Genomic DNA, 24,137 nt, shown 5'->3' with positions numbered 1-24,137 from the left:
AGGGATGAAAATGGAAGGAAAAGAACAGTTGAACAGAATTGTTGATTTAGCGAGTGAAGTAAGGAAAGTGTTAGTGCAAGAATCTTTTTTTAATCATCATCCTGAACTGCGAGGAGTGATTGAAAATTTAGCGAGTGCGGTAGAGAATTTGGCGGAATTACAGCAACATAAAGATGAAAACGCTGAAGATCGTTTACGATATGTACTTGCTAAAATGAAAATTGCTCATAATGCCATCTTACAAGAGAAAAACGCATTTCCATCTCATTAATATACGATTTCATTTTGAACCTGGCGGATAACGTCAGGTTTTTTGTTTCTAGTTTTGCGTTTCTTTCATACACTAAGAATAGTATGAAAAAAAGAAGGTGACGAAGGTGAAATTACATAAAGCTCTTCAGCCAAGTTTTATAAAACGAATGTACTATATGAGGTTTATTGGGAAGTTTACAAAAGTAGAGAGTGAGAAGAGTGGAGAGAATTTCTTTATACAATGCCTATCGCCAATACCATTCACGTTGCAAGAGCAATTGAAAAATGAACCATATGTATTTGAAGGTTTATGTAGCAATAAAAAGAATGAAAAAGTCTTTTCGGAATTAAAAAAAAGAAAACTAGAAAAGCAATTGGTTATGTTTCGTCTTTATTATGAAAGAGGACATATATACGTGGAGTTAATTTGTACAGAAGAACCGCGAGAAATAGCAAACGGTTATAAAATGATTCCAGTACCTAAAGTTTCCGATTATAAAAAGGGAGAGTCTTTAGAAAGAAAACTTAGTAATGGTTATTTGTCATTTCTAATGCCAAAATATCCGAAAGACTTTGAGCCCCCTGAGTTATTGTGGCATGAGGGAAGGTTATATGGAAATATATCTTTAAAGTCATCGTCAATTAGTTCAATCGCATATTTTGAACAGCAGCGGGAATGTAAGTATATAGAACTTAATGACTGGATGAAGTATGTAGAAATAGCGGTAGAAGATCAATTATATTTTGTAAGCAATCATGTGTATGAGCAATTAAAAAAACGAATAACTGAAGAAGGTAAGCTTGTAGAGGTAGAGGAAATAAAAGTGCAAAAGGATGAATGGGAATGGGATGAGCGTGAATCCGTCTTTTTACAGTATGTAAAAAGTTTTGTACGTAATAAAGGGCTATATTTGGATGAAACAGATATTTATAACTTTCATATAAGTACAAAAACAAATATGTTGACGATTCTGGGGGGGATACCAGGTGCTGGAAAATCCCGTTTTGTGCAAGCTTATGCAGAAGCACTTGGATTACAATACGGGGAAGAATTGGTTTGGATCCCGATTTCACCATCATATCAAGAACCACATGATTTACTTGGTTACCTTCATCCAAATGGTACTTTTATTGAAAGTGAAACAAAATTAGTTAGGGCGTTAATGAAGGCAAAAGAAAATCAAAATCAGCTGTATATAATCGTTTTTGATGAAATGAATATGTCACATATTGAGCATTGGTTTACTCCATTTCTATCTGTTCTTCAACTTGAAAAACAAAATCGCATTTTAAATTTATATGAAGGTGTGCAAGAAAAAGAAAATTCAATTCCGCCAACAATTGAAATTGGAGAAAATATTATATTTGTTGGTACTGTGAATTTTGATGAAACAACGAAGGAGCTCTCAGATCGATTATTAGATCGGACGAATGTAATAACTTTACGAAAGATTCCGTTTTGTGAGATGTGTATGGAGCAAGAGAAAGTTGTATTACAACCACCTCTGAAAGTAACTGCAGGAGAATTTCGCATAAATTGGGTCAGGAATAAAACGATGATTGAGGTGTTTTCTGAAGAAGAGTTAGAGCTATTAGATAAGTTACATGGTGTATTGTCATCACACGATACGTCAAAGGGAATTTCTTTTCGATGTGCAAATGCAATTGCTACTTATTTGCAAAATATACCGTTCCAAAATAATCATTCTTATATGATTAGTAGAGAGGAAGGATTTGATTTACAAATAAAGCAACGTGTATTGACGAAAATAAGAGGGACTGAAATGATGGTTGGGTCTTTACTTTCAGAGGAAGTAAAAAGGGGGGCAACATTAGTACCTCTTTTGCAATCTCCACTTGCAAACAGAGTATCTACATTTGAACACTCTTTAGCATATATAAGAGAAAAGCGTAGAGAACTGGAGTTGTATGGTTATGCAAAATGATGGACGATACGAAACAGAAATCGTTGATACGAAAGAAACGCTTCCTTTTGTATTAAAGTTAATTATTGGAACGGAGTCAAAAGGAGAATATATTTTATTAAATCGTCTTTGTACCTCTGCAACAGCATTAGCTCAATGTATTTATAAAGTGCAAGAATTAAAACCAATTAGATTGCAATACCATTATGAAAATCCAATGAATATTACTTTTATATGGAATAAAGTCTATGAGGGACAGAAAAATATAAAAGAGACAAAATATGAAATAAATGAAAAAAAACAAAAGGTATTAATATATGAACATGGAAAAACGGAATTCTTTTATCCATGGCGTTGTGGTTTATATCATTTTGAGGTGAATATAGAAAATCGAACGTATTATGGCGCTTTTCAAGTCGTCCCCAAAAATTTTTTTGATGATCAATTTGAAATGATTCAAAACTATGTGAAGTCAATTTTAAATGAGTTGATTTTAGATAGAGGTTATTATAAAAAGACTTTCTCTGCACTTAGCGATATTGAAGATTCTTCTTATCTAGTGTTACTTAGAAAGTTGCCGCAAAAAATGAAAAAGATACAGCAAATTTTTAAGAAAATAGAATCGAGTTCAAAATTTATACATGAATATAAATGGGAAGAAAAGGAGCGGAAAGTAACGAGGAAAGGAGCGGTAGTGGCGGAAAGAAAACCGTACGCAAAATATTATAATCGTAAGTTTATCGAACAAAAAAATAGTATAGAAAATGCATTTCTTAAATTTAAAGCGATGCAATTTTATCTTTATTTACTTGAAGCCGAAAGTTTTTTGCGTCAAACAATTGAAATATTAGAAAGAGAAAAAAAGAAGAAATCAGAAGAATTTCAAGCTGTAAAAACGATTATACAAACAATTGAGCGTAATGGATCAGTGACCGATAGAGAGAAACAAAAATATAAAAATATACATTTACTAAAAGAGGCGGATTTACGAAAAAGTTCTATGAAGATACAAGAATATAAAATTTTAGCGCATTTCGTACATGATAGTGTACAATACTTTCAAACTTTAATGCATTCTCCATTTTGGAGAGAAGTTTCTGAAACGGGTAGAATGAACGCACATAATTTACCGATACCACATCAACAATTACTACAGCATTTAGATTTACTCCCACAATATACAGATCAATCTCCATCTTTATTATTTGTTTATAAACCAACTTTTTTAGTGTATGAATATTACGCTTTTTTTATCGTTATTTCCATGTTAGAGCAAATTGGTTTTGAAGCTAGAAATTCCATTCGTGAACAAATACAAGAACATTTTTATGTAGATGGATTACAAGATGGAACGACAGTAGTTTTACATCGAGATGATATGAAAGTCCATGTCGCATTTAATGATTTAATTGAAACACATCCTCTTATTGCATTAAGTAAAGGGAGTAATTTTTATAATGGAGAAGATACGAAGAAGCCAGATATTCGATTAGACTGTTATGTAAAGGGGGAAGAGAAATACGTCTATCAATCTTCTATTATTATTGAAGTGAAGTATAGCCCAATGTACAATATTTTTCAGCACGTTGGGAATACGAAAGCAACTGAGCAAATGTATAAGTACTGGTCTATAAAATTTGTAGAAGAACAGGATGGAAAGCGAGTCTATCATCGAAGGGCCATTTATGAAGTCATTTGTGTATATCCAGGAAGTCATATGCATAGTAAAAAAATTGAGTCTGGTTGTGGTATTTTCTTACAATTATATCCATATAAAACAAAGCAAGGGGAAGAGAAATTAGCTGGAAAACATGGAATGGTACAAATTTTTGAGAAGTGGTTAAAAAGCATGAAGAAGTAAAAGAAATCCTTTTTTATAAAGGATTTTTTTAGATTAAGAAGAATTATATGCAGTATGGGAGACAGCTTCATACGATATGAATTTGCAAGTAATATAAATATATTGTGAGAAGGATGGTACATGAGGGATAAGAGATGATTATGATGGAATTTAATTCGTTTTGCAGAATATAATAAGTCATAAATATTTTTAGTTGCATACGAAGATTTGTTCTTATATGATAGATAGTGAAAGCGTTATCAAAAACAGAGCGGCGATGGGAAAGGCGGGGAAATATGTTCCAGCGTGTTCAAACAAAGGAAGAACATTTTTGGTTCGAGCAACTATGGGGAGATTTTTGTGAAGAAAGAAACTTAATGTTCGTAGAACGTAATTTAAATCCATCACGATTTTTATTAATAGAAGATGAGCATCATATCGGTACAGTAGAATGTATGAAGTATACGGTACCAGAACAATCAAATTCTGAGTTTTTCTATCCGTTTTCTAAAAATGATTTAGTGAAAGATTTGCAAAATGTATATGAAATAGGCAAGTTAAGTATCGCGAAAACGTCTCGTGGGAGAGGACACTTCAAAAGACTAACAGCTATTTTATTTATGCATGCATTAGAAACAAAAGCAGAATGGTATATCGCAGCGGTTACAAAAAGAATGTATATGTATTTATTAACACTCGGTTTCCCAATTGAACCGATAGATAAGCCATTTCAATTTCATGATACTTTACAAGGTGTACCAGTACGAATTCATGCCCGAAAAGGGGCTACGCATTTGTATTCTTTAAAAGAATTTCGAGATGTAATTCAAGGAAATGCCCATGCACAGGCATTAATCGCAGAATACAGTAAGAATATTATGTTAACCAAATAAAACGAAATGAATATGTATAATAAAGAGAATGCGATTTTAAAATAAAAGCATTCTTCATGAAAAAGACCCTTATTATTTTAATAAGGGTCTAAAAATTATAATCCAAATATACTAAAAATCATTTTACGGCGCTTCGGTTTCTTTTCACGTTCATATATTGGCTTTGTATCGGGAGTAATATAGATTGGTTCTTCTTTCTTGAGGGTAGCTTCTAGTTTTTGAATTCGCTCTAACATTTCCTCCATTTCACGGCGATGTTGTAAAAGTTGGTACGTAACAACATCATTTGCCTTATCTTGCATTTGTTCTTCCATTCGATCTAGTCTTCTCGTAATTGTGTTTAATTGAGCGGTTAATTGCTCAAAATCATGTGATGATATGTTTTGAACAATTGTATTTACTTGAGTTTTCAATTCTTCAACATCATTTGATGATGTTTTTTGAGTAGGGTGAGTGTTTTGGGACTTCTCTATTTGTGAAAGATGGTATTCTAACATTTGGTCTAAATCATCTTGTGTAAAAATAAAGTGACCATATTTATTTTTTTCTATAGTAAGATTTAATTGTTGTGCAATCCGGACAACAGCCTTTGGGCTAACACCTAATTTTTTTGCGATAAATGGTGTTTTATATTCCAAAATAATCCCTCCTATATATATCCTGTTGAATGATTTCGATCTATGAAGTAAGTTCCCTTCCAGTGTGACAAAAGAAGTGTGGAATCGGCAAAGAAAGTGTTTTTTCACGAAATGAAGCTAGGAAGAATATATCGTGAATATAAAAGTTTTTATCTTGAAATTTAGAATCATTTGACTGAGGGAAATGAATTAGATTATCATAATGATAAATATCTTTTTTATGTATGCATATAATATATAAAAAGGTGGTTGCTAATGTAGAATTTTGTTAGAGTATTAGAATGCTTACTTCACTTGAATAAAATTAAGTAGGAGGTGGCTTCCTTGCTTACAATGTAAGTAAGGAAAAGTATTTGGACATATATAGTATAAGTATAGTGATTGTTTTAATTGCCTTAACGGCATTTTTCGTTGCAGCAGAATTTGCAATTGTTAAAGTGCGAAGTTCAAGAATTGACTATTTAATTGCAGAAGGAAATAATCGCGCAACATCTGTCAAAACAGTCATTACAAACTTAGACGAATATTTATCTGCTTGTCAGCTAGGAATAACAGTTACAGCACTGGGAATTGGGTGGTTCGGTAAACCTGCGTTAAAGCAAATGTTTGACACATTTTTTGTGAATTTGAACATTTCTACTCAACTAGCAGATATTTTTGCTGTAATTTTAGTGTTTTTGTTTATTACATTTTTACATGTTGTAATAGGGGAATTGGCTCCAAAAACATTTGCGATTCAAAAAGCTGAACAGGTGAGTTTATTTGTTGCTAAACCGTTAACTTTCTTTTATCGTATGGCGTTTCCATTTATTTGGCTATTAAATGGATCAGCCCGAATAATTACGAAGTTGCTAGGGCTGAAACCACCGAAAGGGCACGATGAAGTTCATTCAGAAGAAGAATTACGGTTATTAGTTTCAGAAAGTTACAAAAATGGAGAGATTAATCAGTCTGAATATAAATATGTAAATAAAATCTTTGAATTTGATGATCGTATAGCAAAAGAGATAATGGTACCCCGAACTGAGATGCATATTATAAGTAAAGAAATGCCTGCTGAAGAAGCGTTGCAAAAAATGTCTCGGGAAAAATATACGAGATATCCAGTTGTTGATGGCGACAAAGATCACGTAATAGGCTTTGTGAATTTTAAAGATATTTTCACAGATTTTGTGCAGCATAATGCGGTTAGTAATAAGAAAGTAGAGCAATATATTAGGCCGATTATTTTAGTTATCGACTCCATCCCAATACACGACTTATTTTTAAAAATGCAAAAAGAAAGAACACATATTGCTATATTGATAGATGAATATGGTGGTACGTCTGGACTTGTTACTGTTGAAGACATTTTAGAAGAAATAGTTGGAGATATTCAAGATGAGTTTGATACAGATGAACAGCCAGAAATTCAACAAGTTAGTGAAACGAAAACAATACTAGAGGGAAAAGTACTTGTTAGTGAAGTAAATACGTTATTAGGTTTAACGATTGATGATAATGGTGTTGACACAATAGGTGGATGGATTTTAACGAAGAATATAGAAATTGCTGAAGAGGATTTCATTGAAATCGAAAATTATAAGTTTTGCGTAAAAGAATTAGATGGACACTATATAAAGAGACTAGAAGTTACAAAAACTGCAGAATCAATTGTTATTTTAGAAGATGAACAACAAATTTCATTACAAGAACAAATTAGTTCGTAGACTCTGCTAGATGGCAGAGTTTTTTTTGAGCATAATGTTTTTGGCAGAATAAGGGCTATGTTACAATGACATAAGTCAGACCTTTCACTAGGTGAAGTATTGTTGTATACATATATTTGAAAGGAGAAGAATTATGAAAAAGCATTTATATATAAATGGAGATTGGAAGTCTGTAAATACGTATAAACCATTATATGCACCATATTCTGAAGAAACATTAGCGGAAATCGCGCAAGGAACGGAAGAAGATGTAAAAGAGGCTGTTATTGCTGCAAAAAATGCAATGAAAGAAATGAATACGTTATCTGCATATGATCGTGCGACTATTTTAGAGAAAGTCGCACAAAAAATGGATGAAAGAAGAGAAGAATTTGCAGAGATTATTGCAAAAGAGGCTGCAAAACCAATACGTGCTGCAAGGGGGGAAGTAGATCGTACCGTTCAGACATACAAATTTGCAGCTGAAGAAGCGAAGCGTATATACGGTGAGACACTGCCACTTGATGCGGCACCTGGTGCAGATGGGCGTATTGCATACACAATACGAAAACCAATTGGGGTTATAGGAGCTATTACACCATTTAATTTTCCATTAAATTTAGTGGCACATAAAGTGGGCCCCGCAATTGCTGCTGGAAATACAGTTGTATTAAAGCCAGCTGATCAAACGCCTTTATCATCTTACGCATTAGTTGAATTATTTGAAGAGGCAGGATTGCCAAAAGGGGCTTTAAATATTATTTCTGGTCCCGGTTCAACTGTTGGTGAGGCAATAGTTACAAATGATGATGTTGCTTCCATTACTTTTACAGGAAGTCCGAAAGTTGGAATTGGAATTAAGGCAAAGGCTGGGTTAAAGCGAGTTACGTTAGAACTAGGATCGAATGCCGCTGTTATTATTGATGAAGATGTTGAATTAACAGATGAATTAATTGAACGAGTAAAATGGGGAGCATTTGTTAATAATGGACAAGTTTGTATTTCGGTACAACGCGTTTTTGTACATGAAGAGAGACTGGATGAATTTTTATCTAAGTTACAGAAAGCGATGGAAACAGTTGTTGTTGGTGATCCGTTGCTTGAGGAAACGGATGTATCAGCTTTAATTTCGAAAAAAGATGTCGAGCGTATCGATAACTGGGTGCAAGAAGCAGTTAAAGAAGGAGCGAACGTTTTGTATGGTGGTAACAAACGTGATGAAAGGATTTTTGAACCTACTGTATTAACGAATGTTCCAGAGCATGTATCTGTACAGTGCCAAGAAGTGTTCGGTCCACTTATGACAGTAAATACATTTAAAGAATTTGATGAGGCTATAGAGCAAGTAAATCATTCACGTTACGGTCTACAGGCAGGTGTATTTACAAATAATTTGTTTAAAGCTATGCGTGCAATTGATGAGCTTGAAGTTGGTGGTGTCATGATAAATGATATTCCAACGTTCAGAGTAGACCATATGCCTTACGGGGGTGTGAAAGAAAGTGGTACGGGGCGTGAAGGAATTAAATATGCAATCGAAGAAATGACAGAAATGAAATTAGTGTGTATTAAAAAATAAAGGAACTAGAACTTAAACATCGAAAAAAAACGAGTAGGAAATGTTTACGATTCCATACTCGTTTTTTTTGTTTATTTGACGTTTCTTAGAATGATTTCATTTAATCAAGTGTACCTTTTACTTCATTTCTTGTTTGAAAATAGCATCTTCTACATAAATTTGTTCTTTGTCGACAGCAGTGCGATGAGATAATACTAAACCGATTGGTGTTTCTGTACCTTTATTTTGAACAATTGTAAAAGGAACATTTTTTTCGTTCGCTAATTTAATGTATTTTGATAAATGTGGGTAAGCAATGCCACCATTTAGGAATATTTGTAATGATTGAGAAGAGCGCATGCTACTAGCTACTTCAGAATATACATTACTTTGCATTACTTGACCGATAGTTAAAGCGATTTCTACACGCTCACGTAATGTAGTTAAATACATATTACGTTCTTCTGGTTTGTTTTGCTTTTGGCCGTAAATGCCTTCTTGGAGATAATCTTCCACATTTTTATTTACCATATTTTTCACACCTTTCCTTTTCTATTGTACGAAAGAATGAAGCAGGATGCAAAAAAAGTCGCATCGAATATAAAAAATTTGAATGAAAGGAAGGAAAATGGAATGTAACAATCTAAACAATTAATAAAGTTATAAAAATTTTATCAACACATATTAACAAAATGTGACAATAATCTATTAACGAATCATGTTTTTTGTGTTAATATTCAAAATATAAAGGGTGTTCGTCGCATGGAAATGGAGGAATGGAGGTTTTTCCAATCGATAAGGATATTAAAGAAGTATTTTGTTCGCACTTGAAAAACAACAGGCACCAATTCGTTGAGAACTGGAAAAACAAAATGATAATTTCCGATAAAGATCCATTTAGACTAGAAGCAGTTCAAAATGGAGAGGATTTATTAGAGTTTATTATTGAACTTACTATGGAAGAAAAAGATATAAATTATCTTCAGCCATTATGCGAGAAAATTGCTATTGAACGTGCAGGAGCAGATGCGAATATAGGTGATTTTGTTTATAATGCAAATGTAGGAAGAAATGAGCTTTTCGAAGCGATGTGTGAATTAGATGTTAGTGCACGTGAATTGAAACCAATTATGGCCCAAATACATACTTGTTTTGACAAATTAATTTATTACACTGTTTTAAAATACTCGGAAATTATATCAAGAAATTTAGAGGAAAAACAGCAATATATTAATGAAACACATAAAGAAAGGCTGACAATTTTAGGGCAAATGTCAGCTAGTTTTGTACATGAATTTCGTAATCCGCTTACTTCCATTATGGGGTTTGTCAAATTATTAAAGGCAGACCATCCTAGTTTATCGTATTTAGATATTATTTCTCATGAATTAGACCAATTAAATTTTCGCATTTCGCAATTTTTACTCGTATCGAAAAAAGAAATGTGGACTGAATCTGAACGGTTTTGGCTAAATGATTTGTTTCAAGACATTATACAGTTCTTATATCCAAGTTTGGTCAATGCAAATGTTTCTATTGAAAAGAATTTGCCATATCCAATTCCGCTTACTGGTTATCGGAGTGAAGTGAGACAAGTATTTTTAAATATATTAATGAACTCAATTGACGCTCTTGAATCAATGAAAGAAGAACGAAAAATTATCATTGATGTATTTGAAGAAGATCAATCGATTCGGATTGTAATAAAAAATAACGGGCCAATGATTCCAGCTGAAAATGTAGAAACGATTTTTGAACCATTTGTAACTACTAAAAAGTTAGGAACTGGTATTGGGTTATTTGTATGTAAACAAATTGTAGAAAAGCATAATGGGTCCATCATGTGTCGTTCAGATAATGATTGGACAGAATTTCAAATTGCATTTCAAAAATAAACAGTCTACACCAAATGAATGGTGTAGACTGTTTTAATTCGTAAGTATAACGGCTTCTAATTTAGGATCTTTCGTTGAATAACCTAAAATTGAAATTGTATAAATAATGTTCGGTTCGACTTTGAAATCCGGTATAGTTAGTAAGACACTTTGATGATCTGCGAGTGAAACTTCTATATCCGCTGTACCAGGGCTAACTTCTAAAAAATCTGTTATTTGTTTAAAGAGTACATTTTCAAATAAATGATCGCCAGCTTTTAAACTTACATTTACAACAGGGGTATCGGGAGAAAAGTGTGCAAAGCGTATTTTTGCCTGGCCTGCTGGTAAATGAGTATTATCAAGCATAGGTTGTAATTGTAGATGATTATCACTATTTATTGCGGCAAAAGTATAAGTGTGATTTCCCATTATTGGTACTAAAGCTGAAAAGATGGGCGTTTCATTTCCAACAGGAACGATATCTATTCGGTACTTACCTTGTACTAATGTTAAATAAGGACTAAATTGTTTAAATGAAATATTTTTAATTACCTTTTGCCCGTTTACTAAAATGTCAACGGCAGGTGTATTTGAAGCAGAGTGAAAAAATCTTATGTGCGATGGTAAAGCAGCTTCTTGTGAATTTCTTTTTTCGTATGCCTGTACAAGATTCGTAAGCGCATCATAATATTTCATATATAGTTCTACATATTTTTTTGGATTATGAAATTGGTAGTAACGAGCGAGCTGTTCGTAACGTGCAGCTTCTTGTCCATATTTTTCGATTTCAGATTGAGACATGAACATTCCTCCTTTGTCATCATTAAAACTATATGCTTAGCAAGAATGAGGTTATGCGAAAAAATTGTTTTTTAAAGGAGAAAGGTTGAAAATTAATAATAAGTATTTTTTTAGGATAAGTTAAGTTTAGGTGAACGAGAGTTATAATTTTCTAGAGGATACAAAAATATATCATCCATATTGGCTGAGGAAGTGTGTATTTCGAAATGAAAAATTTGAGAGCATAACACGTGACATGTCGAAACCATGTCCTGAAACGCTTAGGAAACTAGGGATTTTTTTAATTATGGGCAAATACACATACAAAGTAATAATTGTCCTACATAAATTATAAAGGAAAGGTAGTTTGAAATTAAGGAAAGGAATGAAATCTTGGGATGGGGATATCCCGCAAGGAATTGTGAATGGAGTTATGGACGGTTTTGTGCTTTATACTGTAGGATGAATTGTGATTTTGTAATACTATTGTTTCTATTTATGTTAGCAAGTGACGGTATTAACTGATAAAAGAGCGTCGTGCCGAACTGATTAATGTGGTTAATCGGTTCTTTTTTTATTGTATAAAACGGATGGAGTTGTATGTGAAATATTGATTTCTTTAAAATAATTGCTATGCATTTAGTAGGATTAATTGTCGAGTTTTGTTTAAAAATATGCAATATAAAGTAGGAGAACAGGAAGGAGTTTAAAGGGAGTTTCGTCGAAGTTTACACAATGTCGGCATTTGAGGGAAGCTGACATTATGTTAGAAAAAAATTTAGTGAAGCGTTAATTTTATATAAGGGAGGGTTATTTGAGCGTATAGATAAGGGTTGGTCTTTAATTTAAGTTCTGAATTTTCTGTTTTTAAAATGATATTTAGCACTCATTTGTATATTTTATAATAGTTTTTTGATAAATTCACTGCTTTCGCAGAGGGTTCTTTTTTATGAAAGAAACGTCAATTTTCTTCATATATATATACAAATTGGAGAAATGGGGGAGCGCTATGCGCGATTACTTAATTAAACCACTTGTTGGTCAGCCGTATCCAATGATTTCACATGGAAAAGGTGTGTATTTGTATGATCAAAACGGAAATAAATATTTTGATGGCTCGTCAGGGGCAATTACGGCAGGTATTGGGCATGGCGTAAAGGAGATTGCGGACGTTATCAAAAAGCAAGCAGAGGAGATTGCTTTCGTTTATAGATCACAGTTTACGAGTGAACCAGCTGAAAAATTAGCGAAGAAATTAAGCGATTTAAGTGTAGGAGATTTGAACTGGAGCTTTTTTGTGAATAGTGGTACGGAAGCAAATGAAACAGCTATGAAAATTGCAATTCAACATTTTCAAGAGCGAGGTATTCAAGGGAAACATAAAATTTTGTCACGATGGATGAGTTATCACGGTATTACGATGGGAGCCTTATCAATGTCTGGGCATCCACTGCGTAGACAACGTTTCGTGTCAATTTTAGAAGATTATCCAACTATTCCAGCTCCATATTGTTTTAGATGTCCGGTACAAAAGGTATATCCAACTTGTCAGCTTGCTTGTGCGACTGAACTAGAAAGATCAATTGAAAGGATTGGGGCAGAACATATTGCGGCTTTTATTGCTGAACCGATTATTGGAGCAGCTGGAGGTGCAGTCGTTCCGCCGAAAGAATATTATAAAGTTATTAAAGACATTTGTAGTCATTACGATATTTTATTTATTGCTGATGAAGTAATGACTGGGCTTGGGCGTACTGGTGCATGGTTTGCGATGGAGCATTGGGGTGTAGAACCGGATATTATGACCCTTGGTAAAGGTTTAGGAGCTGGATACACACCGATGGCAGCGACGGTTGTAAGTGACCGTGTTATGGAGCCAATTTTACGAGGATCGCGTTCTGTTATGAGTGGACATACGTTAAGTGCAAATCCATTATCTGCAGCAACAGCTCTAGCTGTTATTGAATATATGGAGAAACATAATCTACCTGAAAAAACAGCGGAAAAGGGAGAGTATTTAATAAAAGGATTACAGAAAGTTCAGCAACAATCGACAATCATTGCTGATGTGCGTGGAAAAGGATTGCTGATTGGAGTAGAATTGCAACCGTTTACAAAAGCGTCGGAACTTATTTCGGTTGCAGCTAAAAATGGTCTTCTTTTATACCAAGCTGTTTCAGGGCAAGCAGGAAAAGAAGATAGCGCACTGCTTGTAGCACCGCCAATGACAACTACATATTCCGAGTTAGATGAATTACTTTCAATTTTTGCAAAAAGTGTTGAAGAAATGATGCAAAAAGGAGGGCATAGTATCGCATGACAACTATTACGAATACATTCAGTAAATTAAAAGAGATAGAGGAGGTAATTTCTTTATTCCACGATGATATGACATTAATGTTTGGGGGATTTGGGGGGATTGGCTCCCCTCCATCTTTAATACAGGCCATTTTAGAAAAAGGAGTTACAAATTTAAATTTAATTGGAAATGATACAGGATTTCCTGATGTAGGAATCGGTCGTCTCGTTACGAATGAAAGAGTAAAATCATTAATTACTTCTCATATTGGATCAAATCCAAATGCAGGAAGACAGCTAAACGAAGGAAGGTTACAAATTGAGTTTTCTCCTCAAGGAACATTAGCAGAGCGTATTCGCGCTGGTGGTGTAGGACTTGGTGGCGTATTAGTTGATGTAGGTGTTGATACAATTGTAGAAGAAGGAAAACGTACTGTTGAAATGAATGGTAAAACATATTTAGTTGAAACAGCATTAACTGCTGAGGTTGCGATTGTATATGCGAAAAAGGCAGATCCGTTCGGCAACCTTGTGTTTGATAAGAGCGCTCGTAACATGAACCCTCACGTTGCTATGGCCGGGGATATAACGATTGTAGAAGCAGAAGAAATCGTTCCACTGGGAAGTTTAGATCCAGAAGAAATTGTTGTCCCAGGAGTATTTGTAAATTATATCGTACCGTCGGAAGGAGTGAATTGGAAATGGGTATGGGCGTAGAAGTGAGAGATAAGATTGCTAGACGTGCAGCGAAAGAAATACAAAATGGTATGATTGTAAATTTAGGAATTGGTATACCATCGCTTGTACCGAATCATTTGCCTGACGATATAAACGTTATGTTTCATGCAGAAAATGGAATTGTAGGTATGGGACCTACGCCAAGCAAAGGAAATGAAGACGAAAATTTATGTAACGCAGCAGGATTGCCAACTTCTCTTATTACAGGAGCAAGTTATTTTGATAGTTGCACAGCGTTTGGGATGATTCGAAAAGGTTTACTAGATATAACGATTCTTGGTTCATTACAAGTAAGTGAGAATGGTGATTTAGCAAACTGGATTGTTCCAGGAAAACGCGTTCCAGGTATTGGAGGAGCAATGGATTTAGCTCAAAAAGCGAAGCGGGTCGTTGTTGTAATGAATCATGTCGATAAATACGGAAATGCAAAAATTGTTCCCGAGTGTACATTACCATTAACTTCAAAAAAATGTGTGGATTTAATTATTACGGATATGGCAGTAATGGAAGTAACGCAGGGTGGACTTATTTTACAAGAATTGATGAGCCCATACACAGTAGAAGATATAAAAAAACATACAGAAGCGGATTTTAAAATTGGCTCTAACTTACTAGTAATTGAATGAGGGGAGATGTAATATATGGAGCAATTAAAAAAACAAGTTTGTGATTATATTGAGAGTCATGAAGAAGAAAGCGTAAAATTTTTAAAACGATTAATTCAAGAAAAGAGCGTATCTGGTGATGAAAGTGGTGCGCAGGCAATTGTAATTGAAAAATTACGTGAGCTAGGTTTAGATCTTGATATATGGGAGCCTTCATTTTCAAAAATGAAAGATCATCCTTATTTTGTATCACCGCGTACAAGTTTTGCAGATAGCCCGAACATTGTGGCAACTCTTAAAGGAAGCGGCGACGGAAAATCCATGATATTAAATGGGCATATTGATGTCGTACCAGAAGGAGATGTGAATCAGTGGGACCATCACCCTTATAGTGGTGAGAAAATAGGAAATCGTATATATGGTCGTGGAACGACAGATATGAAGGGCGGCAATGTCGCACTCATGCTTGCGATGGAAGCAATTATTGAATCTCGTATTGAATTAAAAGGAGATATTTATTTTCAAAGTGTAATAGAAGAAGAAAGCGGTGGGGCAGGAACATTAGCGACTATACTACGAGGATATAAAGCGGATGGTGTCATTATTCCAGAGCCAACAAATATGAAGTTTTTCCCGAAACAACAAGGGTCCATGTGGTTTCGTCTACATGTGAAAGGGAAAGCTGCACACGGTGGGACGCGTTATGAAGGAGTAAGTGCAATTGAAAAAAGTATGTTTGTTGTAGATCATTTGAGAAAGCTGGAAGAGAAGAGAAATGAACGAATTACAGACCCATTATTTAAAGGAATCCCGATTCCGATTCCAATTAATATTGGGAAAATTGAAGGCGGGAGCTGGCCAAGTTCTGTTCCTGATTCGTTAATTTTAGAAGGAAGATGCGGTATTGCGCCGAATGAGACTATAGAGGCAGCAAAAGAAGAGTTCGAGAATTGGATCGCTGAATTAAATGATGTGGACAATTGGTTTGTTGAAAATCCTGTAGAAGTAGAATGGTTTGGAGCAAGATGGGTTCCTGGTGAACTAGAAGAAAATCATGAGCTAATTACAACACTTGAACATAACTTTGTTGAAATCGAAGGGAACAAACCGATTATTGAAGCATCTCCGTGGGGGACTGATGGAGGTTTATTTACACAAATCGCAGGTGTACCAACGATAGTATTTGGCCCAGGAGAGACGAAAGTAGCGCATTATCCAAACGAATATATAGAAGTTGATAAAATGATAGCTGCCGCAAAAATTATTGCATGTACATTACTAGATTGGTGTGAGGTGAAAAAATGAAATACTATGAATCTTTTAGAGAACAGACGAATGGCTATACAGTAGAAGGCGTTTTGGACTATTTTAATAAACGTATTCGAGTAGACCACTACACAGGAAATATTGAGAGAATCATCCAAACAATTGACGAATTAGCAGAGAAACATTCTTTCACTAAATGTATTGTTAAAGGAAAGGGAGAGCATGTTTCAACATGGCTCTCTTTCGGTTTTTTATTAGAAGCAACAATACCACATTATTTTCAAGGTCACGATGCATACTTCTTCGTGAAATTTAATAATGATGAAAGACGAAATAGTATTCATTGGGCTGAGGAAGATACCATTTTAAGCGGTGTAAAAGCAAAAGAAGTAAAGGAAAAAATAGTTCCGGAAAAATTTCTATTAAGAAAAGCGACAGAAGAGGACGCAGAAGAATTAGCAGCTGTCTTTGGAGAAGTATTTGAAGTGTATCCGACTCCTTTAAACGAAGCGAGTTATGTAAAACAAACGATGAAAGAAGACGATACAATTTACTATGTGTATGAATTCGAGGGGAAAATAATTAGTACAGCGTCTGCAGAAATGAATATAAAAGAAGGAAATGCAGAATTAACGAATTGTGCGACCTTACCCGAATATCGTAAACATGGGTTTATGAAAAGTTTATTAATTAAGTTAGAAGAAGAACTTCAAGAAAAATCGATTTTCTGTTCTTATACAATTGCTCGATCGCTTTCTTTCGGAATGAATGCAGCCTTTCATCAGTTAGGTTATACGTATACAGGAAGATTGGCGAACAATTGCTACATTTTTGATAAGTTGGAAGATATGAATATATGGGTGAAAGATTTGTCTAAATAGTACGGTGAAAATAGAACGGAATCGTCATGCTTATAATCGCACATAGGTATGCCGAAAATTCGGCATGATATTTGCTGAATTTTCGGCAAGAGGGGGGATGACATTGCTAGCAGTTTCGACACAAGAAGTCATTGAAGCGATTTTGGGCAGTATTGATGAGGCTATACACGCAGTAGATGAAAATGGTATTACAATTTTCTATAATACTGTAGCTGCAAAACACGATGGTTCAAAAATTGAAAAAGTGTTAGGTAAACATTTGTTAGAAGCGTTCCCTTCTTTATCTAGGGAAACAAGTACATTGATGAAAGTGTTAGATACAAAAAAACCAATCGTTCATCAAGTGCAGCATTATCAAAATTTAAATGGAGAAGACATTTGTACAGTAAATACGACGTTACCTATTTTTATAGATGGAAATATTGCTGGAGCTGTTGAAATTGCAAAAGATTATTCCACAGTACAAAAGCTTACGGATACAATCGTTGATTTGCAGTCGAAAATAAAGCGGTCATCTAGAAAAAAAGCAATCAAAAAGCATGTTGCATTTGAGACGATCGTGACGAATGATGCAAGGTTTAAACAGACGAAAGAATTAGCACAAAAAGTAGCCCCAACTGATGCGAATGTTTTAATATATGGGGAAACAGGAACCGGGAAAGAGTTATTTGTACAAGCAATTCATGAAGCTTCTAAACGGAAGAACAAGCCGTTTATTGCACAAAACTGTGCAGCTTTGCCAGAGTCTCTATTAGAAAGTCTATTGTTTGGAACAACGAAAGGTAGCTATACTGGGGCAATTGAACGAGCGGGATTATTTGAACTTGTAGATGGAGGGACATTGTTTTTAGATGAACTGAATTCAATGCCGCTCGATTTACAAGCGAAAATGCTACGTGTATTAGAAGATGGTGTTATTCGTCGTATTGGTGATAATAAGACGAGAAAAGTAGATGTTCGCGTTATTACCGCAATGAATCAGCCACCAGAAATATGCTTAAAAGAGAATAAAATTCGCACTGATTTATACTATCGATTAAATGTCTTTTCATTATATATTCCGCCGCTCCGTGAAAGAACTGAAGATGTATTATTATTAGCGTCTTATTTTTTGAAAGAATATAATAAAAGTTATAAAAAAGGTGTACTTCAAATGGATAAGGAAGCGAAAGAAAGATTACAAGCTTACCAGTGGCCTGGAAATGTTCGGGAACTAAAACATACAATTGAACATGCTGTCATAATTACAGAAGGGAATACGTTAACAGCTAATTGTTTACCACGTACATTTCGGAAAGAGAATCTTCCGAAGAAGAAGGGTATATTGCCTCTTAGAGAAGCACTTCATCAAACGGAAAAAGAATTAATAGATCAAGCGTTAATTGAAACGGAAGGGAATATATTACAAGCTGCAAAAATGTTAGGTATCCCTCGTCAGACGCTTCAATATAAACTGAGTAAGTACGACAAAACCGCCGAATAGTTGGCGGTTTTTGTGTGTTTGCACCAATAAAAGAGCGTTTACATATATAAAAAGTAATGAATATGATAGTATGTATGGATTTCATTCAGTGCTTAAAAATATTTTTTCGCTTATGTAATTGGGTTCTCCGTACATTTACTTATCAATAAAGTAAAGTTGGCATAACTATTGCTTATATAAAGGATGAGCGTATAAAAAGGGGGAATAGCAATGTTACATGATGTATACAAACCAAATCGTCACTGGAAGGATATCGAATTATGGAAAGATGTTACTGAAGAGCAATGGAATGATTGGGTTTGGCAATTAACGAATACGATCAAAACGTTAGATGACTTAAAGAAAGTGATTAACTTAACACCTGATGAAGAAGAGGGCGTTAAAATTTCAACGAAAACGATCCCGTTAAATATTACACCGTACTATGCTTGGTTAATGAATCCTGATGACCCACGCTGTCCGATTCGGATGCAATCTGTACCGATCTCGGAAGAGTTATATAAAACAAAATATGATTTAGAAGATCCGCTTCATGAAGATGAAGATTCACCAGTTCCAGGGTTAACACATCGTTATCCTGATCGCGTACTATTCTTAGTAACGAATCAATGTTCTATGTATTGTCGTTACTGTACACGCCGTCGTTTTAGTGGACAAATTGGAATGGGTGTGCCGAAGAAACAATTAGATGATGCAATTGCTTACATTCGTGAAACACCACAAGTACGAGATGTATTAATCTCTGGTGGTGATGGTCTTCTTATTAACGATAAAATTTTAGAATATGTATTAAAAAATTTACGAGAGATTCCGCATGTTGAGATTATTCGTATCGGAACGAGAGCGCCGGTAGTATTCCCGCAGCGTATTACAGAAAACTTATGTAACATTATTAAAAAATATCATCCAGTATGGTTAAATACACATTTCAATACATCTATTGAAATTACTGAAGAATCGAAAAAAGCATGTGAAATGTTAGCGAATGCTGGTGTTCCAGTCGGAAACCAAGCAGTAATTTTAGCTGGTATTAATGACAGTGTTCCAATTATGAAAAAACTAATGCATGACTTAGTAAAAATCCGTGTACGTCCATATTATATTTATCAATGTGACTTATCTGAAGGTATTGGTCATTTCCGTGCACCAGTTTCTAAAGGTCTTGAAATTATTGAAGGTTTACGCGGACATACGTCTGGTTATGCAGTACCAACATTCGTTGTTGATGCACCAGGAGGAGGCGGTAAAATTGCGCTTCAACCAAACTATTTAATCTCGCAAAGTGCAGATAAAGTTGTACTTCGTAACTTTGAAGGTGTTATTACAACGTATCCAGAGCCAGAAAGCTACATTCCAGGAAGAGCAGAAGGGTACTTTAAAGAAATTTATCCAAACTACGAAGAAAAACGTTCAGATGTTGGTATCGCAGGCCTTATGAGTGATAAGAAATTTAATCTTGTTCCAGATGATTTACAGCGTATGAACCGTCGTAAAGACTATGAGGATAATGAAACGCATGCAACATTAAAAGATAAACGTGATAAGCGCGACCAATTGAAAGATAAAAAATATCAAGCACAAATGGCTAAATTAGAAGAAAACGACAAAAAAACTGAGGGTGATGCAGTATGAATTGTATGTGGTGTGACAGTACAGAAGCAAAAGAAAGCTTAAATACTGTATATTGGGAATTACCAGATGGTACGAAAGCCATTGAAATCCAAGAGACACCATGCATTTCTTGTTCCTCATGTGGTATGGACTATCAATCAGATCAAACAGTGAAAGAAATAGAAGATCAATTGTTTCTAATTTATACGAAAGACTTACCAAAACAACTAACATATGAAGAATTAATGGGAAGACCACGTCTATTAAAAAGAAATTATTTCGACTTTTAACCAGCTTTTATGCTGGTTTTTTTCTTTTTTGCCTTGTATAATGTACCCAAGTTAGAAAGGTAGGGAATATTTTTGAAAAAGACATTTTACCACTATATGATGAAGCATCGTGCAGCTTTATTTAGTAATGAAATATCGAATTTAGCGGAGGCAATGTATGATGATTTAAGCTTTCCGAAGCAATCTGAAGATTACGATGAAATTAGTTCATACTTAGAATTAAGTGGAATGCTAGCAAGTATGTCTATATTTGATGAAGCGTGGGATTTATACATACAAGATAGATAAAACTATAATAACTTTTTTTTACGAGAAGCTAGTCTATTTGCTAGCTTTTTTTACGTTGTAAATAAATTTTCATATGGTGATATTTTTTATTGAAAAAATTTATGAATATACGCTTCTGTGATAAGCGTTTTTATGTAGGTTGCATATACTGTTATCAAAATCACGACGTCAAAAAAAGGAGAGATATAGATGGCAAGGAAAAAGCAACCTAAATATAACGTAGGGGACATAGTCGTGATTACGCTATATGGAACCGTTGGTAAAATCACAAATATGAAGGTTTTAGATGGAGTTTACGTATACGAAGTCAATAATCACGATGGATTTTACGTAGAGCAAACATTGCAGCACGTTACAGAGCAAGATATGAAAAAAGGTGAAACTGAGTGGATTGAATTAAACTATAATTTCACATTTGGTGATCTCGTGCAAGTAACAGGATACGATAAAGATGTGTTTCGAATTGTTGGTTTTCGTACAGAAGTATGGAGATATAAAAATGACGCATGGGAAGATACAATATATGAACTGTCACGAATTACGGATGGTGAATGGTTAGAAGCAGATGAGTCAGATTTAACGTTACTTGCCAATGCTCAAACGGCAAATGCAATTTTGAAGAAAATGAAACAAGATAAAGCAGGTATGAATAAATTAGATTTAGGAAAATTAAAGTCAATTAACAACTCGAAAAAAGTGAGTGTTAAGACAAATCGTCAAGAAATCATTGATGGATTACTTGATATTTATAACGATTATCAATTGTTATTTGATACATTTAAAGATGAAGAATACAAAATTGTTATGGATGTTGTTCATAATTATTTAGTTAAATTGACAGAGAAAAAATAGTTAACTAGAAAGAGAGAATGAATTGAACAACAACATATGCAGTATAAGGTATGCCTACAATTATTAAAAAAATAAAAAGCCATTTAATAAGAGAGTCTGCCCATTGATCTTCATGCATGAACTCTTCTTTTGTTTGTCCTACTTCTTGCTTTACCTCGTATTGATATTCCATAATTATATCCCCCTTTTTGATAGTTTGTACTACCATCGTATGCACCTTGTCCAAAGGATATGACCTATAAAAAAGAAAAACTATTTTTCTAATCTCATATACATATTTTTGAGATTTTTTCATAAAACAGAAATAAAGGAGTGATGCTCATGAAGGAAATTGAAGTCGTAATTGATACGGAAGAGATTGCGGAGTTTTTTTATGAGCAACTAATTGAAAGAGGATACGTCCCAAAACGAGAAGAAATTGAAGATCTCGCAGATATTACATTTGAGTATTTATTAGAGAAATGTATGATTGATGAAGTGTTTGATGAAGAGGATGAGTGAAAGTAACGACGGGCTTAACTCGTCGTTTTTTACTCTTTACAAACTTGTCACAAATGTAGCCAGCAATACTTGGTATAATTAAAAGAAAATTTTACTCAAGAGGTGAAGGGATGTTCAAAAAAATTATTGATTCTTTATTAGGAAAGAAAAAATATCGTTCGTATTCTAGTAGTGATTATCGCCATAGAGGTCGCTCTTATTCAAGTAGCGATTATAAACGACGTTCATCTGGTTATGGGCATCATCATTATAAAAGAAAACGTAAAAGCCGTAGCTTCTTTTCAAGTAGTTGATGAAATGGCGTCGTATACTAGCTTTATTTGATAGACCACTGCGAAAAAATACAATTGTTGTAGAACGTTATAAAATTGAATCAGTAATTGGAATGGGTAGTTATGGGGTTACATATGTCGTTAATGATTTACAAATAAATAGATATAAAGTCTTAAAACAATTAAGACAAAGTAAACAAAGATATGAGTCTGGTAGAAAATCATTTGAACAAGAGAAAATGATTTTACAAACATTAAATCATCATGCAATTCCTAGTTTATATGATCATTTCGTATGGGAGAAAAAAAGCTTTTTTGTGATGGAATATATGCCTGGTAAAAATTTTGAAGATTATATTTTCTTAGATGGACATGTATATACAGAACGTGAAGTTTTAAAAATTTTATATAAAATATTAGAAATTGTATCAGTGTTTCATAGTAAAGGTATTATTCACCGAGATTTACGCATTCCAAACATATTAATGAAAGAAAACCAAATTAGTATTATTGATTTTGGGTTGGCGAAATTGAAAGGTGAGGGTGATGAACGAGCTACAACGTATGAAGGTGAACAAGCTTTGATGCGAGAAGTTCACTTTCGTAGCGATTTTTATGCGCTTGGTCATTTCTCATTATTTTTATTATATGCAGGCTATGAATCTAATGAAAAATATGAAAAACCATGGTATGACGAATTAACTTTGGAAAATTACAACCGTGAAATGCTGATGCGTATGTTACAAATAAAAACGCCGTACTATGAGAATGTACGAGATTTAAAAAAAGATGTAGCTTTTGCTTTAGAAAGGATGGAGGATCCATGTTTCAAAAGTTTTTAGCAAGCGTTGGTATCGGTAATGCAAAAGTAGATACAGTTCTTGAAAAAGATGAGTATATTGTTGGTGAAGAGATATACGGAAAGGTTCATATAACTGGAGGTTCCGTTAGCCAACAAATTGAAAGCATTTACTTAACGCTATCAACATCGTATGTACGAGAAGTAGATGATAAAAAAGTAACAACAACATATGATTTAGAGCGAGTTCGTTTAACAGAACCTTTTTCTGTTGAGCCGAATGAAAAAAGAGAAATTCCATTTTCATTTAAAATGCCAGTTGAAACACCGCTTACTCTTGGAATGAAAACAGTTTGGGTTCACACAGGCCTTGATATTAAACGTAGTATAGATCCAAGTGATCGTGATTACATTCAAGTGTTGCCAAATGCACTATTAAATAGTGTGTTAGAAAGTGTGAATCAATTAGGTTTTACAGCGCGTCATATAGAATGTGAAGAATTACCGTATCGATTACGTAAGCAAGTTCCATTTGCACAAGAATTTGAGTTTGTTCCTGTTTCCGGACAGTATTATGGGAAATTAGATGAACTAGAATTATTAATTTTACCAAGTGCTTACGATCGCCTAGAGATTATTATGGAAGTAGACAGAAAATCTCGTGGATTAGCAGGTTTATTTGCAGAAGCACTTGATCTTGATGAGAAAGTGATGCGCTTTACAGTAACGAATGAAGATATTCCAATGATGAAAGAAACAATTAACAATTATATTTTTTAATAAACTATGCATAAAAAAGAAA

The 24,137-nt window shown here is 34.1% G+C and carries 25 protein-coding genes; 21 read left to right on the top strand and 4 right to left on the bottom strand.

Features of this window, described 5'->3' with window-relative positions; all coding sequences use genetic code 11:
• Nucleotides 1-10: 10 nt before the first annotated feature.
• The 4 genes from ACTFNE_RS08515 (at nt 11) to ACTFNE_RS08500 (ending at nt 4,910) form a co-directional block, all read left to right on the top strand.
• Nucleotides 11-271 (top strand): hypothetical protein, encoded by a 261-nt coding sequence (locus ACTFNE_RS08515; protein WP_000398576.1) that lies wholly within the window; start codon nt 11-13, stop codon nt 269-271.
• Nucleotides 272-377: 106 nt separating this feature from the next.
• Nucleotides 378-2,198 carry an AAA family ATPase gene (locus ACTFNE_RS08510; RefSeq protein ID WP_439997974.1) on the top strand — a complete coding sequence of 607 codons (1,821 nt, stop codon included), beginning with the start codon at nt 378-380 and terminating at the stop codon, nt 2,196-2,198.
• The gene (locus ACTFNE_RS08505; RefSeq protein ID WP_046197498.1) at nt 2,188-4,038 is read left to right on the top strand and encodes a hypothetical protein; all 1,851 of its coding nucleotides are present in this window, start codon (nt 2,188-2,190) and stop codon (nt 4,036-4,038) included. Before ACTFNE_RS08510 ends, ACTFNE_RS08505 begins: the two co-directional genes overlap by 11 nt.
• Before the next feature lie 275 nt (nt 4,039-4,313).
• Complete coding sequence (locus tag ACTFNE_RS08500; protein WP_000487805.1) at nt 4,314-4,910, top strand: hypothetical protein; 597 nt, start codon at nt 4,314-4,316, stop codon at nt 4,908-4,910.
• Nucleotides 4,911-5,005: 95 nt separating this feature from the next.
• Here ACTFNE_RS08500 and racA read toward each other — a convergent pair whose 3' ends face one another.
• Nucleotides 5,006-5,548, bottom strand: coding sequence for a chromosome-anchoring protein RacA (racA, locus tag ACTFNE_RS08495; protein ID WP_000456007.1), 543 nt, complete (start codon nt 5,546-5,548; stop codon nt 5,006-5,008).
• A gap of 353 nt (nt 5,549-5,901) precedes the next feature.
• On the opposite strand from racA, the gene ACTFNE_RS08490 reads away from it, so the two are divergent.
• Both ACTFNE_RS08490 and ACTFNE_RS08485 read left to right on the top strand, forming a co-directional pair.
• Nucleotides 5,902-7,257: a hemolysin family protein gene (locus ACTFNE_RS08490; protein ID WP_046197497.1), complete on the top strand. Its 1,356-nt coding sequence runs from the start codon at nt 5,902-5,904 to the stop codon at nt 7,255-7,257.
• Between the two features lie 133 nt (nt 7,258-7,390).
• Entirely contained in the window at nt 7,391-8,815 is a 1,425-nt protein-coding gene (locus ACTFNE_RS08485) for an aldehyde dehydrogenase family protein (RefSeq protein ID WP_046197496.1), read from the top strand.
• Nucleotides 8,816-8,932: 117 nt separating this feature from the next.
• Here the strand turns inward: ACTFNE_RS08485 and ACTFNE_RS08480 are convergent, their stop codons facing one another.
• Nucleotides 8,933-9,325, bottom strand: a complete 393-nt coding sequence (locus ACTFNE_RS08480) for a YueI family protein (protein ID WP_046197495.1) — start codon at nt 9,323-9,325, stop codon at nt 8,933-8,935.
• Nucleotides 9,326-9,570: 245 nt separating this feature from the next.
• Here ACTFNE_RS08480 and ACTFNE_RS08475 point away from each other — a divergent pair, with 245 nt between their 5' ends.
• Nucleotides 9,571-10,689, top strand: a complete 1,119-nt coding sequence (locus ACTFNE_RS08475) for a BA2291 family sporulation histidine kinase (protein WP_000451748.1) — start codon at nt 9,571-9,573, stop codon at nt 10,687-10,689.
• 33 nt (nt 10,690-10,722) lie between these two features.
• Here ACTFNE_RS08475 and ACTFNE_RS08470 read toward each other — a convergent pair whose 3' ends face one another.
• Nucleotides 10,723-11,472 (bottom strand): DUF4397 domain-containing protein, encoded by a 750-nt coding sequence (locus ACTFNE_RS08470; RefSeq protein WP_000083263.1) that lies wholly within the window; start codon nt 11,470-11,472, stop codon nt 10,723-10,725.
• Nucleotides 11,473-12,460: 988 nt separating this feature from the next.
• On the opposite strand from ACTFNE_RS08470, the gene ACTFNE_RS08465 reads away from it, so the two are divergent.
• The 10 genes from ACTFNE_RS08465 to ACTFNE_RS08420 all read left to right on the top strand — a co-directional run bounded on the left by ACTFNE_RS08465 (nt 12,461) and on the right by ACTFNE_RS08420 (nt 21,763).
• A complete protein-coding gene (locus tag ACTFNE_RS08465; protein WP_001205894.1) occupies nt 12,461-13,771 on the top strand; it encodes an aspartate aminotransferase family protein in 1,311 nt (436 codons plus the stop codon).
• Nucleotides 13,768-14,466, top strand: coding sequence for an acetate CoA-transferase subunit alpha (atoD, locus tag ACTFNE_RS08460; RefSeq protein ID WP_000208119.1), 699 nt, complete (start codon nt 13,768-13,770; stop codon nt 14,464-14,466). Before ACTFNE_RS08465 ends, atoD begins: the two co-directional genes overlap by 4 nt.
• Nucleotides 14,451-15,113, top strand: a complete 663-nt coding sequence (locus tag ACTFNE_RS08455) for a CoA transferase subunit B (protein ID WP_046197494.1) — start codon at nt 14,451-14,453, stop codon at nt 15,111-15,113. The genes atoD and ACTFNE_RS08455 overlap by 16 nt, the downstream gene beginning before the upstream one ends.
• Before the next feature lie 15 nt (nt 15,114-15,128).
• Entirely contained in the window at nt 15,129-16,397 is a 1,269-nt protein-coding gene (locus ACTFNE_RS08450) for a peptidase (protein WP_000436682.1), read from the top strand.
• A complete protein-coding gene (gene ablB / locus ACTFNE_RS08445; protein WP_000878613.1) occupies nt 16,394-17,239 on the top strand; it encodes a putative beta-lysine N-acetyltransferase in 846 nt (281 codons plus the stop codon). The genes ACTFNE_RS08450 and ablB overlap by 4 nt, the downstream gene beginning before the upstream one ends.
• Before the next feature lie 97 nt (nt 17,240-17,336).
• Nucleotides 17,337-18,722 carry an arginine utilization transcriptional regulator RocR gene (gene rocR, locus ACTFNE_RS08440; protein ID WP_270705409.1) on the top strand — a complete coding sequence of 462 codons (1,386 nt, stop codon included), beginning with the start codon at nt 17,337-17,339 and terminating at the stop codon, nt 18,720-18,722.
• A gap of 210 nt (nt 18,723-18,932) precedes the next feature.
• Nucleotides 18,933-20,354 (top strand): lysine 2,3-aminomutase, encoded by a 1,422-nt coding sequence (ablA, locus tag ACTFNE_RS08435; protein ID WP_000902136.1) that lies wholly within the window; start codon nt 18,933-18,935, stop codon nt 20,352-20,354.
• Nucleotides 20,351-20,623: a YokU family protein gene (locus tag ACTFNE_RS08430; RefSeq protein WP_000995764.1), complete on the top strand. Its 273-nt coding sequence runs from the start codon at nt 20,351-20,353 to the stop codon at nt 20,621-20,623. The genes ablA and ACTFNE_RS08430 overlap by 4 nt, the downstream gene beginning before the upstream one ends.
• A gap of 72 nt (nt 20,624-20,695) precedes the next feature.
• Nucleotides 20,696-20,911 carry a YozE family protein gene (locus tag ACTFNE_RS08425; protein ID WP_001972299.1) on the top strand — a complete coding sequence of 72 codons (216 nt, stop codon included), beginning with the start codon at nt 20,696-20,698 and terminating at the stop codon, nt 20,909-20,911.
• Nucleotides 20,912-21,100: 189 nt separating this feature from the next.
• The gene (locus ACTFNE_RS08420; RefSeq protein WP_000101501.1) at nt 21,101-21,763 is read left to right on the top strand and encodes a hypothetical protein; all 663 of its coding nucleotides are present in this window, start codon (nt 21,101-21,103) and stop codon (nt 21,761-21,763) included.
• A gap of 4 nt (nt 21,764-21,767) precedes the next feature.
• On the opposite strand, the gene ACTFNE_RS08415 is transcribed toward ACTFNE_RS08420, so the two are convergent.
• Nucleotides 21,768-21,935 (bottom strand): DUF3930 family protein, encoded by a 168-nt coding sequence (locus tag ACTFNE_RS08415; RefSeq protein ID WP_000456537.1) that lies wholly within the window; start codon nt 21,933-21,935, stop codon nt 21,768-21,770.
• A 149-nt stretch (nt 21,936-22,084) separates the two neighbouring features.
• On the opposite strand from ACTFNE_RS08415, the gene ACTFNE_RS08410 reads away from it, so the two are divergent.
• From ACTFNE_RS08410 to ACTFNE_RS08395, 4 genes are all read left to right on the top strand, one after another.
• Nucleotides 22,085-22,264 (top strand): YozD family protein, encoded by a 180-nt coding sequence (locus ACTFNE_RS08410; RefSeq protein WP_000658451.1) that lies wholly within the window; start codon nt 22,085-22,087, stop codon nt 22,262-22,264.
• A gap of 110 nt (nt 22,265-22,374) precedes the next feature.
• On the top strand, nt 22,375-22,557 hold the full coding sequence (locus ACTFNE_RS08405; protein ID WP_000473370.1) for a hypothetical protein: 183 nt from the start codon (nt 22,375-22,377) through the stop codon (nt 22,555-22,557).
• Nucleotides 22,557-23,378 (top strand): serine/threonine protein kinase, encoded by an 822-nt coding sequence (locus ACTFNE_RS08400; RefSeq protein WP_000872046.1) that lies wholly within the window; start codon nt 22,557-22,559, stop codon nt 23,376-23,378. The genes ACTFNE_RS08405 and ACTFNE_RS08400 overlap by 1 nt, the downstream gene beginning before the upstream one ends.
• Nucleotides 23,360-24,115: a sporulation protein gene (locus ACTFNE_RS08395; RefSeq protein WP_270705410.1), complete on the top strand. Its 756-nt coding sequence runs from the start codon at nt 23,360-23,362 to the stop codon at nt 24,113-24,115. The genes ACTFNE_RS08400 and ACTFNE_RS08395 overlap by 19 nt, the downstream gene beginning before the upstream one ends.
• Nucleotides 24,116-24,137 lie beyond the last annotated feature (22 nt).

The organism is Bacillus cereus group sp. MYBKT111-2, from assembly GCF_051915205.1.
Lineage (GTDB): Bacteria > Bacillota > Bacilli > Bacillales > Bacillaceae_G > Bacillus_A > Bacillus_A paranthracis.
Note: the sequence above shows the minus strand (reverse complement) of the source record. Positions and strands in the feature narration are given on the sequence as shown.

What these genes read in the sequence shown, in the direction of transcription:
- ACTFNE_RS08515 (WP_000398576.1), top strand. Translation starts at nt 11, where the DNA reads ATGGAAGGAAAAGAACAGTTGAACAGAATTGTTGATTTAGCGAGTGAA.
- ACTFNE_RS08505 (WP_046197498.1), top strand. Translation starts at nt 2,188, where the DNA reads ATGCAAAATGATGGACGATACGAAACAGAAATCGTTGATACGAAAGAA.
- ACTFNE_RS08500 (WP_000487805.1), top strand. Translation starts at nt 4,314, where the DNA reads ATGTTCCAGCGTGTTCAAACAAAGGAAGAACATTTTTGGTTCGAGCAA.
- ACTFNE_RS08485 (WP_046197496.1), top strand. Translation starts at nt 7,391, where the DNA reads ATGAAAAAGCATTTATATATAAATGGAGATTGGAAGTCTGTAAATACG.
- ACTFNE_RS08480 (WP_046197495.1), bottom strand. Translation starts at nt 9,325, where the DNA reads ATGGTAAATAAAAATGTGGAAGATTATCTCCAAGAAGGCATTTACGGC.
- ACTFNE_RS08475 (WP_000451748.1), top strand. Translation starts at nt 9,571, where the DNA reads ATGGAGGTTTTTCCAATCGATAAGGATATTAAAGAAGTATTTTGTTCG.
- ACTFNE_RS08470 (WP_000083263.1), bottom strand. Translation starts at nt 11,472, where the DNA reads ATGTCTCAATCTGAAATCGAAAAATATGGACAAGAAGCTGCACGTTAC.
- ACTFNE_RS08465 (WP_001205894.1), top strand. Translation starts at nt 12,461, where the DNA reads ATGCGCGATTACTTAATTAAACCACTTGTTGGTCAGCCGTATCCAATG.
- atoD (WP_000208119.1), top strand. Translation starts at nt 13,768, where the DNA reads ATGACAACTATTACGAATACATTCAGTAAATTAAAAGAGATAGAGGAG.
- ACTFNE_RS08455 (WP_046197494.1), top strand. Translation starts at nt 14,451, where the DNA reads ATGGGTATGGGCGTAGAAGTGAGAGATAAGATTGCTAGACGTGCAGCG.
- ACTFNE_RS08450 (WP_000436682.1), top strand. Translation starts at nt 15,129, where the DNA reads ATGGAGCAATTAAAAAAACAAGTTTGTGATTATATTGAGAGTCATGAA.
- ablB (WP_000878613.1), top strand. Translation starts at nt 16,394, where the DNA reads ATGAAATACTATGAATCTTTTAGAGAACAGACGAATGGCTATACAGTA.
- rocR (WP_270705409.1), top strand. Translation starts at nt 17,337, where the DNA reads ATGACATTGCTAGCAGTTTCGACACAAGAAGTCATTGAAGCGATTTTG.
- ablA (WP_000902136.1), top strand. Translation starts at nt 18,933, where the DNA reads ATGTTACATGATGTATACAAACCAAATCGTCACTGGAAGGATATCGAA.
- ACTFNE_RS08430 (WP_000995764.1), top strand. Translation starts at nt 20,351, where the DNA reads ATGAATTGTATGTGGTGTGACAGTACAGAAGCAAAAGAAAGCTTAAAT.
- ACTFNE_RS08420 (WP_000101501.1), top strand. Translation starts at nt 21,101, where the DNA reads ATGGCAAGGAAAAAGCAACCTAAATATAACGTAGGGGACATAGTCGTG.
- ACTFNE_RS08415 (WP_000456537.1), bottom strand. Translation starts at nt 21,935, where the DNA reads ATGGAATATCAATACGAGGTAAAGCAAGAAGTAGGACAAACAAAAGAA.
- ACTFNE_RS08410 (WP_000658451.1), top strand. Translation starts at nt 22,085, where the DNA reads ATGAAGGAAATTGAAGTCGTAATTGATACGGAAGAGATTGCGGAGTTT.
- ACTFNE_RS08405 (WP_000473370.1), top strand. Translation starts at nt 22,375, where the DNA reads ATGTTCAAAAAAATTATTGATTCTTTATTAGGAAAGAAAAAATATCGT.
- ACTFNE_RS08400 (WP_000872046.1), top strand. Translation starts at nt 22,557, where the DNA reads ATGAAATGGCGTCGTATACTAGCTTTATTTGATAGACCACTGCGAAAA.
- ACTFNE_RS08395 (WP_270705410.1), top strand. Translation starts at nt 23,360, where the DNA reads ATGTTTCAAAAGTTTTTAGCAAGCGTTGGTATCGGTAATGCAAAAGTA.